Raw genomic sequence first — 21,543 nt, forward strand, 5'->3', positions numbered from 1 at the left:
CCGGAGCTAGTCCAGCTCGCCCTCCTCCAGAATCTGGAAGCCGGCGCGCTCGATGGCAAAGACCGCCTCCGCTGCCTGCGCGGAGTCCGTCACCTTAAGGGCAAAGATCGCGTTGCCGTCCTGGTGCGAGAAGCAATACCCGTACTCCACCGAGATGTCTGCGTTGTCCAACGTCTCGAGGAGCTCGGCCAGGCCACCGGGCCGGTTGGGAACGGCCACGGCCGTAACCTTGGTCACGCGGGCACTGTAGCCCGCCTCGTCAAGCGCCGCCTTTGCCTTGTCGGCCTCGTTGCACACGATGCGCACCAGGCCGTACTCCGGGGTGTCGGCAATCGAGAGGGCACTCATGTTGACGCCCACGTCCGCCAGGCAGCGGCAGAGCGCGGCCAGGCGGCCCTTGTCGTTCTCAAGAAAGACCGAGATCTGCTTGATCATCACTTGATCCCCTTCCTCGTGTCGATGACGCGCTTTGCCTTGCCGGTGCTGCGCGAGATGGACTTGGGCTCGACGATGCGAACCTTGATGCCAACGGAGAGGTCGGTCTTGAGGCGCGCGGAGATCTGACGCTGCAGGGACTCGATTGCGCCGGTCTGGTCGAAGTCGAAGTCGGGGTTCGCCTCGGCCTTGAGCGTGACCACATCCAGCGAGCGCTCGTCTGTGCCAACCTCGATCTGGTACCAGCTGGAGACCTGGTCGAAGGTCTTCATGACGTCCTCGATCTGCGACGGGAAGACGTTCACGCCGCGGATGATGAGCATGTCATCGGTGCGGCCATGCAGGCGGTCGATGCGCTTGTGTGTGCAGCCGCAGGGGCACTCGCCAGGCAGGATGCGCGTGATGTCGCGTGTGCGGTAGCGCACGACGGGCGATGCCTCGCGATCGAGCGTGGTAAGGACAAGCTCGCCCCACTCGCCGTCGGGCAGGCGCTTGCCGGTGGCCGGGTCGATGATCTCGGCAAAGAAGTGGTCCTCTGCCAGGTGAAGGCCGTCCTGCTCGAGGCATTCGCAGGCCACGCCCGGACCCATGGTCTCGGTGAGGCCATAGATGTCGAGCACCTTGTAGTTGAGCTTGCGCTCGAGCTCGGCGCGGAAGTTGTCAGAGAAGGGCTCGGCGCCGTGGATTCCCGCCTTGAGGTGGAAGTCGCGGGAGGGGTCAAGGCCCATCTCCAGCGCCGTGTCTGCGATGTGCATGGCATAGCTGGGCGTGCAGCAGAGGATCGTGGTGCCCATCTCGCGCAGGATGCGAATCTGACGCTCGGTGTTGCCGGCAGAGGTGGGAATCACCGTTGCGCCCGAGGCAAGGGCGCCGTAGTGGGCACCAAGGCCACCCGTGAAGAGGCCGTAGCCGTAGGCAACCTGCACCACATCGTTGGCGCCACCGCCCGCAAAGCGGATGCCGCGGGCGAAGCAGTCGGACCAGAAGTCGAGGTCATGCTGGGTATAGGCACCAAGTGTGGCAACGCCCGTGGTACCGGACGACATGTGAATCTCACGCACGTCGGAGAGCGGAACGGCAAGCATGCCGTAGGGCGCGGCGTCGCGGAGGTCCTGCTTGGTCACAAACGGCGCGTTGGCAAGGTCATCGAGGGAGTCCAGGTGATAGGGGTCAAAGCCCGCCTCGTCGAAGGAGCGCTTGTAGAACGGGACGTGTTCGTAGCAGTTGACCAGCGTGCGGCGCACGCCTTCAAGCTGCATCTCCTCGAGCCTCTCGTGCGGAAGGCGCGTTGCGTCCTTTGCCCCCGCATTGCCGGTGATCGCCGTGCCGTCGTGCTCGTCTGCCATGCCATACCGCCTTTCGAGCCAATCTGCGCCGACTGAGCTCGGCGCGTGCACCCATTGTCACCCAGACGTCGCGCCTGATGGGGCAGGCGTCCGTGAGCGCACTTTATCACAGGGGAGCGTCGCCAAGAGGGTGGGGCAGGCGCACTTGATGCAGCGCTTGCTATAGGGCGCCTGCAGGCGGAGGAGTTATTGCGCTTCGCCATGCAACGACGCCGATCCCTGTGCATAAAACTACCCTATCGGACGGTGAATCCTGAGTCGCTGCATAAAAACGCTCTATCGGACAGTGCCTTCGTGTCACAGATATCAAACTTTGAACTACATATCCACAATACTGCATATTTCATATTAAGTATGCTTTTCTATGAAAGTTTGATTCAATATTTGATGCAGTTAGACAAAAAACACCGTCCGATAGAGCGTTTTTATGCAGCGAACCCTGAAACTCTGTCCGCTATCGACTTTTTGTGCAGTGAGATGACTGTTGCAGCAAGCATGGGCGCCTCGACAAGCCCGATGGACTCCAAGCACACCGCTATAGTTGACCCAGGAGTTACAAGGAGGAACCACATGAACCAGGTAGACCAGCTTCGCATAACGGTCGCTACCAGCTCAGATGCTGCAACCGTCGCCAACATCTACGCTCCATACGTACGAGACACCGCAATCACCTTCGAGTACGATGCCCCTGACGCACGGGAGATGGCCGCTCGCATCGAACGGGTTGGCGCCACACACCCCTGGCTGATCGCGCGCGACGCCGCAGGAGCAGCGCTCGGCTATGCCTACGCGAGTCCCTACTATGGGCGAGCCGCATACGCCTGGTGCGTTGAGACCTCCATCTACGTTGACCGCGAGGCCCGCGGCAGCGGGGTTGGCACCGCCCTTTACCAGGAGCTCGAACGCGTGCTGACCGCTCAGGGAATCCTCAACCTATACGCCTGCGTTGCCACAACAAGCACGCCCGACACCCACCTCGACAACGGGAGCGTCACCTTCCACGAGCGGCGAGGCTACCACGAGATAGGCCACTTTCCCAACTGCGGATACAAGTTTGGGCACTGGTACGACACAGTGTGGATGGAACGCAATCTGGGCGCCCACGCTTTGCCACAGCCGTCGGTGCGTCCGTTTTCGCAGGTGAGAACCGAGCTTGGCCTATAGCACGCTCCCAAGCGCCTTGGCAGCAGCACGGGCATCGTCCACCGAGAGGCTGTCGTACTGCACCACAAACCGGGCAAAGCCATCCGGTGCCCCGACATGCTCGGAAACCCGCGCAAACGAGGAGAGCGGCATCAGTCCCACGCCCACCTCACGCGCAGCCGCGGAAATACCGGCCTCCCCGCGCCCCTCATCGCGCACCTCCAGCACGAAGTGAATCCCGGAATCGGCTTCCACAAAGCGGACGCGTTCCCCCGAGGGTCCATCGAGCAGACCCTCAACCAGCGCATCGCGCACCTCGCGCATGGCGTGGCGATAGCGAGCCACGTGCCGCTCGTACGCTCCGGACTCAAGTGCCTGTGCAAGCGCCACCTGATCGATAGCAGGTACGGTGGTCGAGAGAAACCCCAGGCGCTCGTCATAGACGGCGTCGAGCGCGGCAGGCAGCACCAGGTAGGCGATGCGCAGCGCTGAAGAGAGACTCTTCGAGAACGTGTTGAGGTACATCACGCTTCCCGTGGCATCGATGCTCGCAAGCGCCGGAATGGGCCGGCCCGCGAGGCGCAGCTCGCAGTCGTAGTCGTCCTCGACAATGTAGCGCCCGTCCTGCTCGGCGGCCCAGCCCAGAAGCTCGTAGCGACGCGCGACGCTCATCACACGGCCGGTGGGAAACTGGTGCGAGGGCATAACGTGCGCCACGGTAGCACCAGACGCACGCAAGGCACGCACCGAGATGCCCTCGCCATCAAGCGGCAGGTAGTGCACGTCAAGCCCATGCGCTCGATAGGTCTCGCTCGCACGGGCATAGCCGGGGTCCTCCACGCCCACCGAACCATCCCCAAGAAGGAGCTGTGCGACAAGTCCGTAGAGCGTCTGCGCGCCAGCACCCACAACCACCAGCCGAGGGTCGACCGACATACCGCGCGAGCGCGCGAGGTGGTTTGCAATCGCCTCGCGAAGGCGGAGAACGCCTCGGGCAGGCGGTGTGCGATAGAGCACCTCGTCGGGCTCATGGGCCAATACGTCGCGCAACGCGCGCTCCCAGAGGCGCGCCGCTCCCTGGCAGGCGACGTTAGCTCCACGCGTCAGATCATATGGCACCCTACCTGCAGCGGATTGGCCTTCTGCCACACCTGCCGGCGCAATCTCGGCCGCCGAGGAAGCCGGCGTGGCAATCGCCATGTCCGGAAGCGAAGGCAGACTTGCCGCGTAGTAGCCCCGACGCGGCCGAGCGATCACATACCCCTCGGCAACCAGCTGCGTATAGGCGCCCTCCACGGTGACCACGCTCACGCCCAGCCGCTCCGCCAGGACGCGCCTGGAGGGCAAGCGCTCGCCCGCGGCAATCGCACCCGTCACAACCTGGTTGCGAATGCACCGGTAGAGGTACTCATAGAGGGGAAGCTCCCCTCTCCCTGTGAGGTCAATCCCCCGCATGCGACGATCCTCTCAACATCTGGTCTTATCGGTTTTGTAAAACTGGACTTATATTGGTCATAGCAATCTATCACGTTCTGGACATTCTAATATTGCCACGGTGCTCCTAGTCTACGTAGGCACACAGACGCGCCAACGCAAGGAGGACCACGAATGTCACAGGACAAGAGAGACGAGAAGACCGTCACGCCGGCACCCGGGCCGGAGCGCGCAAAGCTCAACCGTGAGCTTGCACAGATGCTCAAGGGCGGCGTCATCATGGACGTCACGACCCCCGAACAGGCTCGCGTTGCCGAAGAAGCCGGCGCCTGCGCCGTCATGGCACTCGAGCGCATCCCTGCTGACATCCGCGCAGCAGGCGGCGTGAGCCGCATGAGCGACCCCCACATGATCAAGGGCATCCAGGCGGCGGTCTCCATCCCCGTGATGGCCAAGTGCCGCATTGGCCACTTTGTGGAGGCGCAGGTGCTCCAGGCCATCGACATCGACTACATCGACGAGTCGGAGGTCCTCTCCCCCGCCGACGACGTCTGCCACATCGACAAGACCCAGTTCGCGGTGCCCTTCGTCTGCGGCGCGCGCGACCTGGGCGAGGCACTTCGCCGCATCGCCGAGGGCGCGTCGATGATCCGCACCAAGGGCGAGCCGGGCACGGGAGACGTTGTGCAGGCCGTGAGCCATATGCGCCTCATCAACGCGCAGATCCGCCACGTGGTGAGCCTGCGCGACGACGAGCTCTTCGAGGAGGCGAAGCGCCTGCAGGTACCGGTCGAACTCGTGCGCTCCGTGCACGACAGCGGCCGCCTCCCGGTGGTCAACTTTGCCGCAGGCGGCGTTGCCACCCCCGCGGACGCCGCGCTCATGATGCAGCTGGGCGCCGAGGGCGTCTTCGTGGGCTCGGGCATCTTCAAGAGCGGCGACCCAGCCAAGCGCGCCCGCGCCATCGTCGGCGCCGTCACCAACTTTGACGACCCCGAGAAGGTGGCCGCCCTCTCCGAGGACCTCGGCGAGGCCATGGTTGGCATCAACAAGGACGAGATAGACCTGCTCATGGCCGAGAGGGGCAAGTAATGGCGACCGCGGTTCTCGCCCTGCAGGGAGCCTTCGCCGAGCACGAGGCCCGCCTGGCGGAGCTTGGCGAGAAGGCCTTCGAGCTGCGTGGCCCCGATGACCTCGCCCGTTCGTTCGACCGACTGGTGCTTCCCGGCGGCGAGTCCACGGTCCAGGGCCGGCTCCTCGAGGAGCTTGGCATGCTTGAGCCCCTTCGGGAGCGGATCGAAGGCGGCATGCCCGTGTTTGCGACCTGCGCCGGCCTCATCCTCCTGGCGCAGAGGCTCGCAGCCCATGACGACAAGGGCACGCCGCGCCTGGCCACGATGGACGTGACCGTGGAACGCAACGCCTACGGACGTCAGCTCGGGAGCTTCCATGCGACGGCAGACGTCACAGGCGTTGGCCGAGAGGTGCCCATGACCTTCATCCGCGCGCCCCGCGTGGTGGATGCGGGTGCGGGCGTCCGGGTCCTGGCGCGCGTGGATGGAAACGTGGTGGCCGTGCGGCAGGGCACTCAGCTCGGCTTCGCCTTCCATCCCGAGCTTGACCCAGACCTCAGGGTCCACCAGCTGTTCCTCTCGCTATGACCATGGCTTCGCCCAGCTGGCCCCGCGCAAGGCCAACGCCTGCGCCGGGCCAGCACCCGCTGACGGCCGGCCCCACCTGCAGCGCCAACTTGTGCCACACTTTCCTCAGGCGTCCGTCAGGGGCGACGGACCACAGGAGAGGAAGAATCATGTTGAGGATCGGCCTTCTCACCAGCGGCGGCGACTGCCAGGCACTCAACGCCACCATGCGCGCAATCGTCAAGACCATCATGCACAACACCAAGCAAGACGTAGAGATCTACGGTTTTCTCGACGGCTACCAGGGCCTCATTCACAGCCGCTACATCCAGATGACGCCCGGCGATTTCTCTGGCCTCCTCGCGCAGGGCGGCACCGTGCTCGGCACCAGCCGCACCCCCTTCAAGCTGCTCGACGTCCCCGAGGCCGATGGCACCGTAAAGGTGCCCGCCATGAAGCGCACCTACAAGAACCTCAAGCTCGACTGCCTCTTCGTGCTGGGCGGAAACGGGTCCACCAAGACGGCAAACCGCCTCTCGCAGGAGGGTCTGCACGTGATCGCGCTCCCCAAGACCATCGACAACGACACCTGGGGCACCGACATCACCTTTGGCTTCACCTCGGCCACCGACGTGGCCACGCGCTGCATCGATGACATCCACACCACCGCAAGCTCCCACGGGCGCGTCTTCGTCATAGAGATCATGGGCCACAAGGTCGGTTGGATCCCCCTCTACGCGGGCGTGGCCGGTGGCGCCGACGTCATTCTCATCCCCGAGATCCCCTACGACATGGACAACGTGGTCAAGGCCATCGACAGGCGCGAGGAGAACGGCGGCCGCTTTGCGATCATCGTCTGCGCCGAGGGCGCCATCTCCAAGGAGGAGGCGGCGATGAAGAAGAAGGACTACAAGAAGCTCGTCGCGCAGCGCGTGAAGCCCTCCGTTGCCTATGACATCGCAGAGGAGATTGCCCGCAGGACCGACCGCGAGGTCCGCGTGGCAGTGCCCGGCCACACCCAGCGAGGCGGCCAGCCAGACTCCCAGGACCGCATCTTTGCCACGCAGTGCGGCGTGGAGGCGGCGCGCGGCTGCCTCGAGGGCAAGTACGGCTACATGATCGCGAAGGTCGGCGGCAAGATGTGCCGCGTGCCCCTCGAGGACGTGGCCGGCAAGCTCAAGTACGTTGACCCCAACTGCGACCTCGTGCGCGAGGCCAAGCTCCTGGGCATCAGCTTTGGCGACGAGTAGCACGGAGCGCACGGCAAGATGATCGGTGAGGCCTGGCAGAGCTTTGTGGCAGAGACGGCGGCATGGGGTGCCCATGCCGTCTTTCTGCGGCTGCTCATCGCGACCCTCGTTGGCCTGGCCATCGGCATAGACCGCGAGTTCCACAACAAGGGCGCGGGCATCAAGACCCACGTCCTCGTGTGCATTGGCGCCGCCATGGCCATGATCGTGAGCGAGTACGTCCTTCACCAGTTCCCCGATGCGCGCGGCGACATCAACCGCATTGGCGCCCAGGTCATCTCGGGCGTTGGTTTTCTCGGCGTGGGCACCATCCTCGTGACCGGCAAGAACGAGGTCCGCGGCCTCACCACGGCCGCCGGTCTCTGGGCGTGCGCGTGCATAGGGCTTGCCGCGGGCATTGGATTCACGGAGGCCGCGCTCATCGGGCTGTTCTTCGTGCTTCTCACCTTCGAGGGGCTCAACCGCCTTGACCGCGTGATTCGCCGTGCGTCAAAGACCTTCGACGTCTACGTGGAGTTCAACGAACCGGCGGGCGTGCGAGAGCTTCTCCGCAAGCTGCACTCGTGGGACTGCACGTACGAGAACTTCGAGGTCATTCGCGGCCAGGACGGCCGCAAGGGCACGGCGGCGACCTTCTCGGTGGAGCTCTCGTCGATGGGGCGCAAGAGTCTCTTCATAGAGTCGATTGGCAACCTCGACTTTGTCACCTTCGCCGACGAGATCTAGGTACCTGGGCCAAAAAGCATGGGAGGCTCGAGCGTGTCCACATTTCTCAACCAGAGCCCCGTCTTTGGGCCAGTCACAAGCAGGCGCTTTGGCGTCTCCCTCGGCGTGAACCTCATGCCGGCAACAGGCAAGATCTGCACCTTCGACTGCCTCTACTGCGAGAACGGCTTTGACGACCAGCGCCGCACACATGACGGCTATGTGACGCTTGACCAGGTGACCTCCGCCCTTACACAGACACTGGAGGCCATGGCCGAGAAGGGCGAGCAGCTGGACGACATCTGCTTTGCGGGCAACGGCGAGCCCACCGCGAGCCCCATCTTCCCTGCGGCCGTGGACGCCGCCCTTGCCCTCCGCAACCGCTACGCGCCCGAGGCACATGTGACCGTGCTTTCGAATGGCACGCAGGCGGCACGGCTAGACGTCCACGAAGCGCTGCTCCGCGTCGACAGGAACGTCCTCAAGCTGGACACCGTTGATGCCGCCTATGTGGCCGCGCTCGACCGCCCCCGCGTGCCATATGACGTGGAGCGCCAGGTGGAGGTGTTTGCGTCCTTCAAGGGACACGTGATCGTGCAGACAATCTTCCTTCGCGGCAGCTACATGGGCCACTCGTTTGACAACACGGACGACGCCCACGTGGAAGCGTGGCTCTTGGCTCTCAGGCGCATTCAGCCGGAGGGCGTGACCATCTACACAGTGGATCGCGACACACCGGCACCGGGCCTTGCAAAGGCGCCGAGAGAAACCCTCGATGCCATCGCCCAGCGCGTACGCGGCCTTGGCTTCCCCTGCACCGTGGGGTACTAGCAAGGCTTGCACCGCACGGAAACAGAGCCGTCACACGATACGCGCTATTATCGTTTGTGTACCTATACCCGCTTGAGATCGGACGTCCCGCATGTGCGAGCTCTTCGCGATCAACTCGGGAAGGCCGGTCTTGGCCAACGCCTACCTGAGGGAGTTCTACACTCACAGCCATGACAACCCACATGGCTGGGGGCTTTCGTGGCGCGACGATCACGGCAAGGCCGGCGACCCCGAGGCGGATGTTGTACTTTGGCGCGAGCCTATCCCGGCATATGAGTCAACGTTGCTGCCCAAGATTCTGGATCAGCCTGTCGAGGCCTGCCGCCTGGAGGCACACATTCGCTTCTCCACCTGCGGTGCGCAGAGCGTCGAGAACTGCCATCCCTTCCTGGGCTCGGACATCTCCGGACGCGAGTGGACCCTCATCCACAATGGCATCCTCTTCAACGAGGAGCTGCTTGCGGGCTATGACCGTCGCGAGCGCGGAGAGACAGACAGCGAGCGTACGATGCTCTTCCTTCTCGACGTCCTGGACGAGGCAGCCATGCGCGCGGGCGGTGCGCTGGACTTCAACGGCACCTTCGACGCGTTGGCTGGTGCCCTCTCGCAGATCTCGAACCTCAACCGCCTGAACCTCATCATGGACGATGGCACCTACACCTACGTGCACACCAACACGTCAGAGGACACGCTTAACTACCGTCAGCTCTCTGACGACGCCATTGTCTTCTCGACGAAGCCCCTGGGAGGGGATGCCGAGAAGGACCTCTGGAAGCCCGTGCCCCGAAACCGTCTTATCGCCTACCGCGACGGTCGCCTGGTGCGGACATCGGCGCCTCACGGGTACACGTTCTGCGAGGCGATTCTCGACCTGCGCAAGAAGTTTGGCGACGCGTGGCCGGAGGTCATCGCGTCGTAGCACCGGCGACGGCGGGACTCGGGTCGGCGCGCGTGTTCGGGCCGGCGGCGGCCGTCGGGCTGCAACGTCTCTTGGGCTCTCGGGACGGCGGCGTCATGCCGCGGATTCCGAACGGTTAGGAAATTTCCGAACGGTTAGGGCGGCCTAAACGGCGAGAACTCGCGGCATGGCATTGGTGCCGCGGATTCCGAACGGTTAGGGCGCCCTAAACGGCGAGAACTCGCGGCAAGAAGAGTAGTGGCGAGAAGCACGCCGAGAATGGCAACTGTGCACAGCACCGCCTGCCGTCCCGGCACACCGCCGCCACGCCCCTCTGCTAATCTGTATGGTTCCGTCTGGCTCCACCGGACGCCTCACACAGCAACTACGCGCGGGCCCCGCCCGCCAGAAGCGAAAGCGGCAAGCATGGACCTCTCCCAGGCAATCGAGCAGGCAAACGCCTTTGTCTTCCCTGGCTTCCTCACGGACGACGACTCCCTCACCCAGGAGCGCTCCAAGAACGAGGAGGCAATCAAGGTCTTGACCGATGCCTGGAAGGCGGCGCCGCTTGGCCGCGAGCCCTTCTCGTTTGACCTGGTACGAGGCCTTGCCGACAGGAACCGCGACATCTGTGACCGCTATGGCATCGAGCGGCTGAGAAACACCAACGGCCTCAACCTCGCACGGCGCCTTTCGGATGCCGACCTCATCCACGGCGTGGCCACGCTCCAGCACCGCACGGACGAGGAGGTCGCGCGCGTCTCTGGCCCCACTGCCGCAGACCTGGGCATCGCCTACATCGACGCGCCAGTATGGGGCGCCGTGGTAGGCATCGACCTCGAGACCTCGGACCGCGAGCCCGACCGCGGCTACGTGATCAACGTGGGCCTGGAGTTCATGAACCTCACCCCCACGGCCAAGCCCACCAACCCCTACTCCGCCTACTGCGGCATGCCCGAGATGTACGCCGAGAAGGGCGTGCCCCTCTCAGAGATCCACCACATCACCTGGAAGGACCTCGAGGGCATGCCGCCCCTGCGCCAGAACCCAAAGATGCAGAAGGCGATTCTCGCCGCACTCACGGCCTTCCCCTACATGGCGCACAACGCCGCCTTTGAGGACTCCTGGTTCATGCTTAACGTGGACGGCTACGCCGAGGCGCGCAAGGCCGGCATAATCGTGCCAATCGACACGCGCGACATCTGCCGCCGCGTGGACCCTGAGGTGCGCCTGCTTCCCCGCGAGACCCACCCCGCCACACTCGAGAACTGGGCACGCCGCCGCGGCACCTTGAGCAAGAACGAGAAGGAGCGCCACCTGGGCCTCGAGGACGTGGACCTCATGCTTGCGACCGTGCAGGCGGAATTCTCTGAGCGGAAGATGTTCCCCGGCCAGCGCGAGGAGGACTAGCATGCGCCTGCAGCAGCTGCGCTATCTCATCGCCGTCGCGGAGAGCGGGTCGATCAACTCCGTGGCGCACAGCCACTACATCTCGCAGTCCGCGCTCTCCACCTCCATCCGCGAGCTTGAGGAGGAGATGGGCGTCAAGGTCTTCAACCGCACTAACAAGGGCATCACGCTCACGTCCGAGGGCGTGGAGCTTCTCGCCTACGCGCGCCAGGTGGTCGAGCAGGCCGATCTCATGATTCGCCACTACGAGAGCGACCGCAACGACACCTACCGCAAGCTGTCCGTCTCGTCTCAGCACTATGCCTTTGTGGTCAACGCCTTCACGGAGTTTGTTGCCAAGCGCCACGACGAGTCCTGCGACTTCACGCTGCGCGAGACGCGCACGGCCGACGTGATCGACGACGTGCGCACCTTTAGGAGCGACATCGGGGTGCTCTACCTCTCGACCTACAACGAGCGCGTGCTCAGGCGCCGCCTGGACGAGGCAAACCTGCGCTTTGTCTCGCTCTTTCGGGCGCGCCCGCACGTCTTTGTCCGTGAGGGGCACCCGCTTTCCAGCCGCAAGAGCGTGCGCGTGCAGGACCTCGAGGACTATCCGCGCTACACCTTCGAGCAGGGCCCCGAGGGCTCGCTCTACTACTCCGAGGAGCCGCTCTCGTCGCTCCCCCACCGCCAGCGTATCACCGTGAGCGACCGCGCAACCATGACGAGCCTCCTGCGCTGCTACGACGGTTTTCTCGTCTCGACAGGCGTGCGCTCGGACGAGATGCTCGACGGCATCGTGGCCATCCCGCTCGACGTGGACGAGGTCATGAACGTGGGCTACGTGGTGCACCGCGAGCGCAAGCTCTCAAGCCTCGCGCAGGCCTACATCGCCGAGCTCAACCAGCTGATCATGGGCTGCATGGACAAGAACGCCCTCGTTCCCTCCAAGGAGGTCACGAGGGCGGTTGCCGGTGATGATAAGGATGCGGCCAGTGAGGCGCAAAGCGCAGCGACACCGGCCGACCCAGCCGAGTAGGCTTCCCCACCGACTCCTACATGAGCTCGGTCACGTTCTTGGCGAACTCCACCGGGTCGTCGATGGGCAGTCCCTCGACGAGAAGCGCCTGATCATACAGGATGGAACCCATGAGCTTGAGGCGGTCCTTCTCGCCAGCCTCCTGCGCCGCGACGAGCTTGCCAAACACAGGGTGCGCAGCGTTCAGCTGCAGCACGCGCTGGGCCTTGGGGGCAGAGGCAGCCTCGGGACCCTGGGAAATCACGCGCTCCATCTCGAGCGAGACCGGGCCCTCGGAGGCAATCGTCGCAGGGGCGTCACCCAGGCCGGCCGCCACGCGCACGTCGGTGACCTTGTCGCCCAGGTCACCCTTGAGCTCGTCGATAAGGTCCTTGTGCTCGGTGGTCGCCTCGTCGGCAGCTTTCTTCTCGTCCTCGGTCGCAAGGTCGAGATCCGCGGAAGAGACGTTAGCAAACTCGAGGTCGCGGGCGTCGGTGCCCTTGTGCTCGGAGTCGCCCGCCACAGCGTCAACGTGGTAGGTGCGCATGAACTGGAACATGAACTCGTCGACGTCCTGCGTGCAGAGAAGCACGTCGAAGCCGTGGTTCACGGCGGAGGTCACCACGGGCATCTTCTCCAGGCGGTCGCGGGAGTCGCCGGCAGCGTAGTAGATCTTGTCCTGCTCGGCGGGCATGGCCGTCACGTACTCCTTGAGCGTGACCTGCTTGCCCTCCTTGGCCGACCAGAACAGCAGCAGGTCGGCGAGGTCGGCGGCCTTCGAGCCGTAGGAGTTGTAGATGCCAAACTTGAGGCCGCGGCCAAAGTTGCCAAAGAACTTCTCGTAGCCTTCGCGGTCGTTGTCGCGCATGTCCTCGAGCTCGGAGTGAATCTTCTTCTCGGTGCGGCGTGCTATGGCCCTGAGCTGCGAGTTCTGTTGCAGCGTCTCGCGGGAGATGTTGAGCGTCACGTCAGGCGAGTCGACGATGCCGCGCACAAAGTTGTAGTAGTCGGGCAAGAGGTCGGCGCACTTCTCCTGGATGAGGACGTTTGACGAGTAGAGCGCCAGGCCCTTCTCGTAGTCCTTGCTGTAGAGGTCGAAGGGTTGCTCGGACGGGATGAAGAGCAGCGCGTCGTACGAGAGCGCACCCTCGGCGTGGAAGCTGATCGTACGCTGTGGCTTCTCCCAGTCGTGGAAGGTCGACTTGTAGAACTCGTCGTAGTCCTCCTGCTTGACCTCGCTCGAGCGCTTCTTCCAGATGGGGGTCATCGAGTTGAGGGTCTCAAGCTCCTGGTAATCCTCGTACTCGGGCTTGTAGTCGTCGCCGGCGTCCTCGGGCTTGGGCTTCTCGCGGCTCTTGGTGACCATCATCTGGATGGGATGGCGCACATAGTTGGAGTAGCGCGTGACAAGGTCGCGCAGGCCCCACTCGGAGAGGAAGCGGTCGGTGTTGTCCTCCTCGGTCGAGGGACGCAGGTAGAGCGTCACGTCGGTGCCGTGGTCATTTTCGCCCGAGCGCTCTCCCTCAGCGGCAGGCTCGATGGTGTAGCCGCTCCGGCCGTCAGACTCCCAGGCAAAGGCTTCGTCCGCACCATAGGCGCGGCTCACCACGCGGACCTTGTCGGCAACCATGAAGGCGGAGTAGAAACCCACGCCAAACTGGCCGATGATGTCCATGTCCTGGCCCTGGTGCTCGGCGTTTGCCTCCTTGAAGGCCTCCGAGCCAGAGTGGGCGATGGTACCCAGGTTCTTGTCCAGCTCGTCCTTGGTCATACCGATGCCGTTGTCGCTCACCGTGATGGTGCGCGCGTCCTTGTCAAAGGCAAGGTGGATGGCAAGCGAGTCCTGGTCAACGTGGACGTCTGGGTTGGTGAGGCTCTCGAAGCTCAGCTTGTCGATGGCGTCCGACGCGTTGGAGATGAGCTCGCGCAGGAAGATCTCCTTGTTGGTGTAGATCGAGTTGATCATGAGGTCCAAGAGCTTCTTGGACTCTGTCTTAAATTGCTTCATGTGCGCTTCTTTCCTTGAGACAAGCCGGCATCTATCTTCATACCGTCTATCTAGGTACCCAGCGCAGCAGGAGATAAACCTTCGGAGGGAAATAATCTAGTGCACACGCACTGAGATTATCTCCGTGTGCAGATTGATGGACGAGATGGGCAAGCACCCGATTTGCCGGCACCCCACACTGCGCCTGGACGAGCACTGCGGAGAAGGAATTGGACGTTCTTGGGCATCCCCGGTGTGAATTCTGTCCAATTTCTTCTCAACAGCAACGGCACACGAGGCCGGGCGGGCCACCCAGTCTCTGGACGGACGCCATTCGGATGCACGATGGCAGGAATCGACGGTTGGTGGCAGTTTTTCGGAGATACCCCCAGTACAAACAGGTTTGAAACATGATAAACCGCAGGTCAGAGAATTGGGACTTTGCTACAGACACATAAAGAATCTCACCAAAACTGCTGCCAACCGGAACTCGCATCTGCCGTCTCGCGGTTATTCCGCTTTTGACCGCTGTGTTTCGCGTTGGTCGCCACGATGCATCTATGCTCCTGCCGCGCATACCATAAAGCCGCACCGAGCGTGACCTAAGGAGATACAACATGAAGCTCTTTGCCTATGCCCTGCGCGAGTATGACGAACTGGGCTACCTTGACGCCTGCGCGCACGAGATGGGATTCGAGTACGGCTGGACGTCCGAGTACCCCAGCCTCGAGAACGTTGGCTTGGCCAGCGGCTATGACGCCCTCTGCATCATCACCAACCCCATGAACGCCGAGCTTCTCGACGCGTTCCATGCGGAGGGCATCAAGAACCTTGCCACCAGGACCATCGGATACGAGCACATCGACGTTTCCCATGCCTACGAGCTGGGCATGCGTGTGGCAAATGCCCCCTACCCGCCCGAGGGGGTGGCCAACTACGCCATCATGCTGCTGCTCATGGCACAGCGAAAGGTGAAGCTCCTCTCGCGCCAGTCCCTCGCGCAGGACTTTGGCCTCCACGGCAAGCTGGGAAAGGACGTCTCTACCTCCACGGTGGGCGTCATTGGCACTGGTCGTATTGGAACCACCGTGGTGAAGCACCTTGCGGGCTTTGGCTGCAGGCTCCTGGCGTACGACCCCTACCCCAACCCCGAGGTCGCCAAGCTCGCAACCTACGTCGACCTCGACACCCTCTATGCCGAGTCTGACGCCATCACGCTCCACGCGCCCGGCCTGGCCGAGAACCGCCACATGATCGATGCCGCGGCCTTCTCCAAGATGAAGCGCGGCGTGACCATCGTGAACGCGGCGCGCGGTATGCTCATCGACACGCAGGCGCTGGTAGATGCCGTGGAGTCCGGACAGGTTGGCGCGGCGGCGCTCGACACCATCGAGCACGAGGAGGACCTCTACTACCTCGACCGCAGCCGAGACGTGCTTCCCAACCGCGATCGCTCGATCCTCATGGCCTTCCCCAACGTGATCGTCTCGCCGCACATGGCGTTCTACACCGCCGAGGACGTTGAGGCAATGATCCGCAATTCCGCAAGCGCCCTCCTCGCTTTCGAGCGAGGCGAGGAGACGCCCTTCGAGGTACGCCACTAGCAAGGGCGAGTCCGCGAGCGCGAAAGGAACGAGCGTCTCGCCGCGAAGACCATACGGAGAAAAAGGGGGCCGGCGTCTCTAGGACTGCCGGCCCCCTCGTGTCATGTAGACTTAACTCTGAACTATTAGGGTGGTAACGCTCCTTTGCAATCGCAACCTGTAGAGCTTCTGTCTACGCGCCGCCAGGTTGCTAGCGCCCTTGATGCGAATTACGCTTCGCGTTGCTGGCCCTCCCGGGACCTACAAACGGGCGTGCCTTGGGTTGGCGGCCGCAGACAGGTTTGAATGTATCTCGTCTTCACTGCCCATCGGTATCGCCTCCCTCACTCGAGCCCCGAGCCGTGTCTCGAAGCTAACCTTCGTTTCGATGAAGTATGTACCCTGGCGTCTGAGAAGTAAACAACACTTGATGCGGCTTGTGTTTAAAAACTGATGGTAGCCACGTAGGTCGTAGAGGAGTTGGGGTCGCCAGCATTGGCGCGCGGCCCGTCAAACGACCATGTGCCACACATGCCCTGCTGGGCAAGGCCGGCCTCAAGGTGGAGCATGGCTATCCCCATGTCCACAAGCTGCACGTCCCCGATGGGGCGCAGCGGCAGCGTGCGATGCTCAAAGAGGTCGATGCGCCTGTCCGAGCAGACCAGGCACCACGGCTGGAGATTCTGCGCCGAGGGCGCCGTACGCACGCAGGTGAGCGCGGCGGCGAGTGCGGGGCCAAGCTCATCCGGTGAGGACATGGGGTGCGCGAGGTCACCTCGAAAGAACAGCGCGTCCCACGGTGCTCGCTCGTCCGCGTGCAGTTTCGAGCGCATGACGCGCTCGAGCGCGGACATGCGGGCTGCAGGCGTACCCACAGCAATGACAGCCGGCATGATGCGGTTCTCGTCCACCCCCACCGCGCGCTCGAACGCGGGGCGGTCAATGGTGCCCGCAAGCCAAGCTGTCCCCAGACCGTGCGCTGTCGCGGCAAGGATCAGGCGCTCAACCGCGTAGCCAAAGGCCTCCTCGGCGTGCGCGCAACGCGAGAGGGAACCAACCACATACCACGTGGTTCCGCGGATTACGCGACTGGTAGCTCCGTACGTCTTGGCGTCAATAAGCCGCAGTTCAACCGGTATGCCATAGGGGTTCTCATCATGGGATGCCAGGGTTTCGAGAAGCTCGTGTGCCTCCGGCGAGAGCGGCGAGGCGTCGAAGGTGCGCACGGTGCGACGGCGCCCGCACGCAGACGCAAGAACAGCGGCCTCTGTTGCTTCCATGTCGGCGCCCCTTCATCAAGCCTCGAACCGATAGCGGGCAGCCCCGGGCCCGTGCGCATTCCCCACTATGCTAGCGCACACGTTGCGTCACAAGCGCGACCAAGCGCGACCAATCGGGCGGGCGGCAGACGAGCACCCCTTTCGAGCTGCACCTTATTTGGAGAAACAATCGCTTGCCGACGAGAAGGGAACATTATCCAAACGCGGGACTAACTCTGAGCCAACGGGGATATAGTCAATCTATGCAAGTCATGGTCGTTCGGCGAAAGGACATGCCATGGGAAAGAAAGCGGCAGAGGCACTCGATATCAGCTACAACGATCTGGCCGACTACCTTCATAGGAATCATTCCGTGTACATGAAAGTCGGGTCGGCCATTTACTACCTCACAGACGTCAACTTTGAGGCCTGGCGCGCGCAGGACACCTCGCGGCGCAACTCCAAGAACCACTTCGTAGACTGCAGCGAGCTTGTCGACACGGTCGACGAGTTCCTCATGCTCCCCTTTGTCCACGGCAAGACCATCAAGGATGTGTTTGACCAGGCAACCTTCTATGCCTCGGTCAAGGGCGAGAAGACCGCGTAGGTCCACTGCCATAGCTGCTCATGGCCCCGTTGGCAGTTGCCGACGGGGCCGTTTTGTGCACCCCCGCCTCGCGGAACCCGGAGGGCGGGGGTGGCGAGGAGGATCCAAGGGGCTCGCGGGGTCCCGAAGGCGGCTCGCGCGGAAAACTGCGACTTAGTTGCAGTCGTGCGAAGGGTGTGCCGAGAAGAACCGCAGGTAGAACGCTTGGTCCTTCTCGGCACACTGCAATTAAGCCGCAGTTTTTGGTTTCGCGCAGCGCTGGACAGCCGAGACAGGCAGGCGGCCGAGACGCGCGCCACCGGCCGCGGCGCCGCCGCCGAGCCGCTACTTCTCGTCCACCGGACGCTGGGCCTCGAAAGTCTCCTCAACCTCGGTATCCACGCCATCTTCCTCGGCAAGCGCCGGGATGAGCACGCGGTACGCGTTCTCGGTAGCGTTCTCGTGCGGAGACCGCTTGGCGTAGCGCTTAACTGCCGCAGCAGACTTGTTGATGGCCTGCAGCGTGCCAGCACCAGCCACGCAGCCGCCCGGGCACGCCATGCCTTCGAGCAGGTAGCCGGGGTACTTGCCGCGCACGGCGTCCTTCATCATCTTGCGGCAGTCCTCGAGACCCTCGGCGTTTGCCACGTTGACCTCGCGATCGGGGTAGCGACGGTGAATGGCGTTGACCACGGCCGTGGCCACGCCTCCCGCCACGGCAAAGCCGCGACCGTCGGCGGATGCAACGTCGAAGTCACTCTTGTTGTCGTCGGCCAGAGAGAGGTAGTCGATCTGCTTGGCCTCCATCATGCCCGCCATCTCCTCGAAGGTGAGCACGAAGTCCACCTCGCTCCTGATGGACTTGCGCATGGCCTCGAGCTTCTTGGCGGCGCAGGGCCCCACGAAGACGATCTTGGCGTGGGGGTGCTGGGTGCGAATCATGCGCGCCGTGAGCGTCATGGGCGTGAGGGCCATGGAGATGCAGTTGGCGTACTTGGGGAATTCCTTCTTGGCCATGACCGACCACGCGGGGCAGCACGACGTGCCCATGAAGGGGAGCTTGTCGGGAACCTCGTTCATGAAGTCCTCGGCCTCCTGGATGGTGCAGAGGTCCGCACCGAGCGCGACCTCCTCAACGCCGGAGAAGCCCAGCTGGTGGAAGGCCTCGCGCAGCTTGCCCACGTTGCCCTTGCCGCCAAACTGGCCGACAAACGCCGGCGCCACGGCAGCAATGACCTCGTCGCCTGCGTTGATGGCCTGGATGACCTGGAAGATCTGGCTCTTATCGGCAATGGCGCCAAACGGGCAGTTGATGAGGCACTGTCCGCAGGAGACGCACTTCTCGTAGTCAATCTCCGCACGACCGTGCTCGTCGGAGCCAATGGCCTTCATACCGCAGGCCGAGGCGCAGGGCCGCTCCTTGTGGAGAATGGCGTGGTAGGGGCACACCTTGGCGCACTGGCCACAGTGGATGCACTTCTCCTGGTCGATGTGGGCCTTCTTGTCCACAAACGTGATGGCGCCCTTGGGGCATATCTCGCGGCAGGGGTGCGCCAGGCAGCCCTGGCACATGTTGGTCACGCGATAGACGTTGTCCTCGCAGGCGTTGCAGGCAAACTTGATGATGTTGATGAGAGGCGGCTGGTAATAGGTCTCGGGCTTTGCCGCCTCAGCAAGGCCGTCGGAGAGCTGCTCGGGACGGTCGACGCCCTGCAGGGGAAGGCCCAGCGTGAGGCGGATGCGCTCGCCCACGATGGCGCGCTCGAGAAATACGCTCTCGCGGTAGGTCGCAACGTCGCCGGGAATAATCTTGTACGGGAGCTCGTCGAGCTTCTTCGCCTCGTCTTCCCCACCCTCGTACGCGATCTTCGCTACCTCGCAGAAGACATTGCGCCTAATCTCGGTCAGGTTGGTGTACACGCCACGCATGGTGTCAGCCATCGGCGAATCCTCTCGCTTCTTTTTCTGTTCTTCGCGCCGCGCTGCAAACGGCGCTACGCCGTCACCGCGACGACGTCCCCTTCATCAACAGTATCGCGCAACCGGGCGTGCGCTGCATGAGTCGAAATGGTGTTGCAAGCGGGCGCACAACCGTGAGCGCGCAGCCCACATCTACGCTCGGAACCTTTCCGGGATCTCGCTGCGGAGAAGCACGTGCGCGCCGGTCACCGGGTGGTCAAACTCCTCCTCCAGCGCATGTAGCATGAGACCACGCGAGTCGCGTGCTCCGCCGTAAAGCGCGTCCCCCATGATGGGAAAGCCCACAGACGAGAGGTGCACGCGAATCTGGTGGCGCCGGCCTGTGCCCAGCTCGACGAGAAGGAGCGTGCTTGCCGCCCGCCGCTCGAGCACGCGTACGCGCGTGAGGGCAGACTGACCCTGCCCCGGACGGCACACGCGCATGCGGCGTGCGTCGTGACGGTCTCGCCCAATGGGCCTATCGATGGTTGTCGCATCCTGCGGAAAGGTGCCAGCAACCTCGGCGAGGTAGCGCTTGCGCATTGCGTGACCAGCGACAAGCGCGTCAAACGCCGGCTGGTACTCCTCGGAGAGCGAGAAGAGCACAATGCCCGTGGTATCGACGTCCAGGCGCTGCACCGCTTGCGGGGTTGCCGCCACACCCTGGCGCGTGAGCGAGACGCGCACGCGGTCTGTAAGCGTGGGGGCGCCGGTACCGTCCCCGTGCACCAGGATGCCCGCGGGCTTCTCGGCAGCAAGGCAAACGAAGTCCTGGTAGATGAGGGTGGCAGGAGGAACGTCCGGCGGCGCGGTCGCAGCTGCCGGCCGGGCAAGGGCAACGGTCACCGTATCGCCCGCCAAAAGCCGTGACGGCGGCGCGAGCACCTCTCCGTCATGCGAAAGCTCGCCGCGCTGGAACGCGCGGCCGGCAGACCGCCGCGACATCCCGGCAGCAAGCGCCAGGTCGAGCGCCGAGCAGTCCTCAAGCGCGCGGAACTCGAGACGCGACGCGCCGTCCTTCTCGCCGAGAAACTCGTAGCGCACGAACTTCCTCCAACCTCACCGCGTCAATGTACCACTCACACAAAGCGGCGGCGCGGGTCTCCCGCGCTCCACTCGACATCGAAGACCGTCACGACGCCGGCCTCCTCGTCAAAGAGATAATAGAGCGTGAACGGTGTGTCGGAAACTTGAAGAAACCTGCACGGAAAGGGAGGGCGTGCGGCAGGATACGATGGATCGTACGCTTTGCCGATCAAAGGATACGCACCGAGAAGTTCAACGGTTTCCTCAATCCTTCTCATCACGCGTTCGAGAGTCACATTTTCGAGAAGGAAACTCTCCGCGTGTTGGGTGAGCAGCACCTCGCACGACATGGCGCTACCAGCCGCGCTTGGAGCGAATGCGGGTGAAGACATCTTGCGCGGGGGCCGTCTTGCCATCAAGAACGTCCTGGTATCCCTGCATGAGACCGTCGTACACTGCCATTTCGCGAGTGCGGAGCTCCTCCTTGGCAGAAACCATGCGGTCGAAAGCGTCCGCGTCCATGACCACCACGGCAGACTTGCCGTTTCTGGTGAGGTACAGAGGCTCCCCCGTCTTCTCAAGCTCGGATATTGTCTCGCTTTGGTGCCTGTTGAACTCGCTAAGCGACGTCATCGCCGGCATGCCGAGCCTCCTCTCGATGGGTTCACATGTATTTTACTGCAAATATCATGTGAAACGGCAAGCAAAGAGGAGGCTCAGACCGGCATCGTCCAGCGCGACCCTACCCCCGGACGATGGCCGCCGTCTTGCGCGAGAGCTTGCAGATGCGGTCGAACCCACCGGCGCGAATCATGGCCGGCTTGCACATCCAAGTGCCCCCGCAGGATGAGCAGAACCTTGCGCGCCAACAACAAGGAGCGTCAATAGGCCCCTTGCCACCTCGATTTCCGAACGCCAGTTGTCGGAAAACGCTACAACGCGGGGCCTTGCGTCAATCGTTCAAAAAATCGACCATACCAATATCCTACTCGCGAACTAGAAATTGAGGAGCGCGCCATGGCCACCATCTATCACCGAATGTGTAGCAAAA

At 63.3% G+C, this 21,543-nt stretch carries 20 protein-coding genes; 11 read left to right on the top strand and 9 right to left on the bottom strand.

Annotation, left to right across the window (positions count from 1 at the left end; translation table 11 throughout):
* Window positions 1-6 precede the first annotated feature (6 nt).
* Entirely contained in the window at window positions 7-435 is a 429-nt protein-coding gene (locus BT122_RS05240; RefSeq protein WP_072354940.1) for an ACT domain-containing protein, read from the bottom strand.
* A complete protein-coding gene (locus BT122_RS05245; protein WP_083432329.1) occupies window positions 435-1,781 on the bottom strand; it encodes a phenylacetate--CoA ligase family protein in 1,347 nt (448 codons plus the stop codon). The genes BT122_RS05240 and BT122_RS05245 overlap by 1 nt, the downstream gene beginning before the upstream one ends.
* A gap of 570 nt (window positions 1,782-2,351) precedes the next feature.
* Here BT122_RS05245 and BT122_RS05250 point away from each other — a divergent pair.
* Window positions 2,352-2,945 carry a GNAT family N-acetyltransferase gene (locus BT122_RS05250; RefSeq protein ID WP_072354941.1) on the top strand — a complete coding sequence of 198 codons (594 nt, stop codon included), beginning with the start codon at window positions 2,352-2,354 and terminating at the stop codon, window positions 2,943-2,945.
* Here BT122_RS05250 and pdxR read toward each other — a convergent pair.
* Complete coding sequence (gene pdxR / locus BT122_RS05255; protein ID WP_072354942.1) at window positions 2,940-4,379, bottom strand: MocR-like pyridoxine biosynthesis transcription factor PdxR; 1,440 nt, start codon at window positions 4,377-4,379, stop codon at window positions 2,940-2,942. The two genes, BT122_RS05250 and pdxR, sit on opposite strands and share 6 nt — an antisense overlap.
* A 153-nt stretch (window positions 4,380-4,532) precedes the next feature.
* On the opposite strand from pdxR, the gene pdxS reads away from it, so the two are divergent.
* From pdxS to BT122_RS05295, 8 genes are all read left to right on the top strand, one after another.
* Window positions 4,533-5,450: a pyridoxal 5'-phosphate synthase lyase subunit PdxS gene (gene pdxS / locus BT122_RS05260; protein ID WP_072354943.1), complete on the top strand. Its 918-nt coding sequence runs from the start codon at window positions 4,533-4,535 to the stop codon at window positions 5,448-5,450.
* Window positions 5,450-6,019, top strand: a complete 570-nt coding sequence (gene pdxT / locus BT122_RS05265; RefSeq protein WP_072354944.1) for a pyridoxal 5'-phosphate synthase glutaminase subunit PdxT — start codon at window positions 5,450-5,452, stop codon at window positions 6,017-6,019. Before pdxS ends, pdxT begins: the two co-directional genes overlap by 1 nt.
* Window positions 6,020-6,168: 149 nt before the next feature.
* Complete coding sequence (locus BT122_RS05270) at window positions 6,169-7,248, top strand: 6-phosphofructokinase (protein ID WP_072354945.1); 1,080 nt, start codon at window positions 6,169-6,171, stop codon at window positions 7,246-7,248.
* An 18-nt stretch (window positions 7,249-7,266) separates the two neighbouring features.
* Window positions 7,267-7,974, top strand: coding sequence for an MgtC/SapB family protein (locus tag BT122_RS05275; RefSeq protein WP_072354946.1), 708 nt, complete (start codon window positions 7,267-7,269; stop codon window positions 7,972-7,974).
* A gap of 33 nt (window positions 7,975-8,007) precedes the next feature.
* Complete coding sequence (locus tag BT122_RS05280; protein ID WP_072354947.1) at window positions 8,008-8,784, top strand: radical SAM protein; 777 nt, start codon at window positions 8,008-8,010, stop codon at window positions 8,782-8,784.
* 91 nt (window positions 8,785-8,875) lie between these two features.
* Window positions 8,876-9,703, top strand: coding sequence for a class II glutamine amidotransferase (locus BT122_RS05285; protein ID WP_072354948.1), 828 nt, complete (start codon window positions 8,876-8,878; stop codon window positions 9,701-9,703).
* Between the two features lie 405 nt (window positions 9,704-10,108).
* Window positions 10,109-11,092 carry a 3'-5' exonuclease gene (locus BT122_RS05290; protein ID WP_072354949.1) on the top strand — a complete coding sequence of 328 codons (984 nt, stop codon included), beginning with the start codon at window positions 10,109-10,111 and terminating at the stop codon, window positions 11,090-11,092.
* A 1-nt stretch (window position 11,093) separates the two neighbouring features.
* Window positions 11,094-12,113, top strand: coding sequence for a LysR family transcriptional regulator (locus BT122_RS05295; protein WP_070807567.1), 1,020 nt, complete (start codon window positions 11,094-11,096; stop codon window positions 12,111-12,113).
* A gap of 16 nt (window positions 12,114-12,129) precedes the next feature.
* Here BT122_RS05295 and htpG read toward each other — a convergent pair whose 3' ends face one another.
* A complete protein-coding gene (gene htpG, locus BT122_RS05300; RefSeq protein WP_072354951.1) occupies window positions 12,130-14,100 on the bottom strand; it encodes a molecular chaperone HtpG in 1,971 nt (656 codons plus the stop codon).
* A gap of 596 nt (window positions 14,101-14,696) precedes the next feature.
* Here htpG and BT122_RS05305 point away from each other — a divergent pair.
* Window positions 14,697-15,683, top strand: a complete 987-nt coding sequence (locus BT122_RS05305) for a D-isomer specific 2-hydroxyacid dehydrogenase family protein (RefSeq protein ID WP_072354952.1) — start codon at window positions 14,697-14,699, stop codon at window positions 15,681-15,683.
* A 422-nt stretch (window positions 15,684-16,105) separates the two neighbouring features.
* Here BT122_RS05305 and BT122_RS05310 read toward each other — a convergent pair whose 3' ends face one another.
* A complete protein-coding gene (locus BT122_RS05310) occupies window positions 16,106-16,942 on the bottom strand; it encodes a nitroreductase family protein (protein WP_072354953.1) in 837 nt (278 codons plus the stop codon).
* 277 nt (window positions 16,943-17,219) lie between these two features.
* Here BT122_RS05310 and BT122_RS05315 point away from each other — a divergent pair, with 277 nt between their 5' ends.
* Window positions 17,220-17,528: a CDP-alcohol phosphatidyltransferase gene (locus BT122_RS05315; RefSeq protein WP_072354954.1), complete on the top strand. Its 309-nt coding sequence runs from the start codon at window positions 17,220-17,222 to the stop codon at window positions 17,526-17,528.
* A 324-nt stretch (window positions 17,529-17,852) separates the two neighbouring features.
* Here BT122_RS05315 and BT122_RS05320 read toward each other — a convergent pair whose 3' ends face one another.
* The 4 genes from BT122_RS05320 to BT122_RS05335 form a co-directional block, all read right to left on the bottom strand.
* Window positions 17,853-19,448, bottom strand: a complete 1,596-nt coding sequence (locus BT122_RS05320; RefSeq protein WP_072354955.1) for a 4Fe-4S dicluster domain-containing protein — start codon at window positions 19,446-19,448, stop codon at window positions 17,853-17,855.
* Between the two features lie 171 nt (window positions 19,449-19,619).
* A complete protein-coding gene (locus BT122_RS05325) occupies window positions 19,620-20,510 on the bottom strand; it encodes an RluA family pseudouridine synthase (protein ID WP_286130312.1) in 891 nt (296 codons plus the stop codon).
* Between the two features lie 35 nt (window positions 20,511-20,545).
* The gene (locus BT122_RS05330; RefSeq protein ID WP_072354956.1) at window positions 20,546-20,842 is read right to left on the bottom strand and encodes a type II toxin-antitoxin system RelE/ParE family toxin; all 297 of its coding nucleotides are present in this window, start codon (window positions 20,840-20,842) and stop codon (window positions 20,546-20,548) included.
* Between the two features lie 4 nt (window positions 20,843-20,846).
* Window positions 20,847-21,134, bottom strand: a complete 288-nt coding sequence (locus BT122_RS05335) for a type II toxin-antitoxin system Phd/YefM family antitoxin (protein WP_072354957.1) — start codon at window positions 21,132-21,134, stop codon at window positions 20,847-20,849.
* Between the last annotated feature and the right edge of the window lie 409 nt (window positions 21,135-21,543).

Source organism: Olsenella sp. kh2p3, assembly GCA_900119625.1.
Classification (GTDB): Bacteria; Actinomycetota; Coriobacteriia; order Coriobacteriales; family Atopobiaceae; genus Tractidigestivibacter.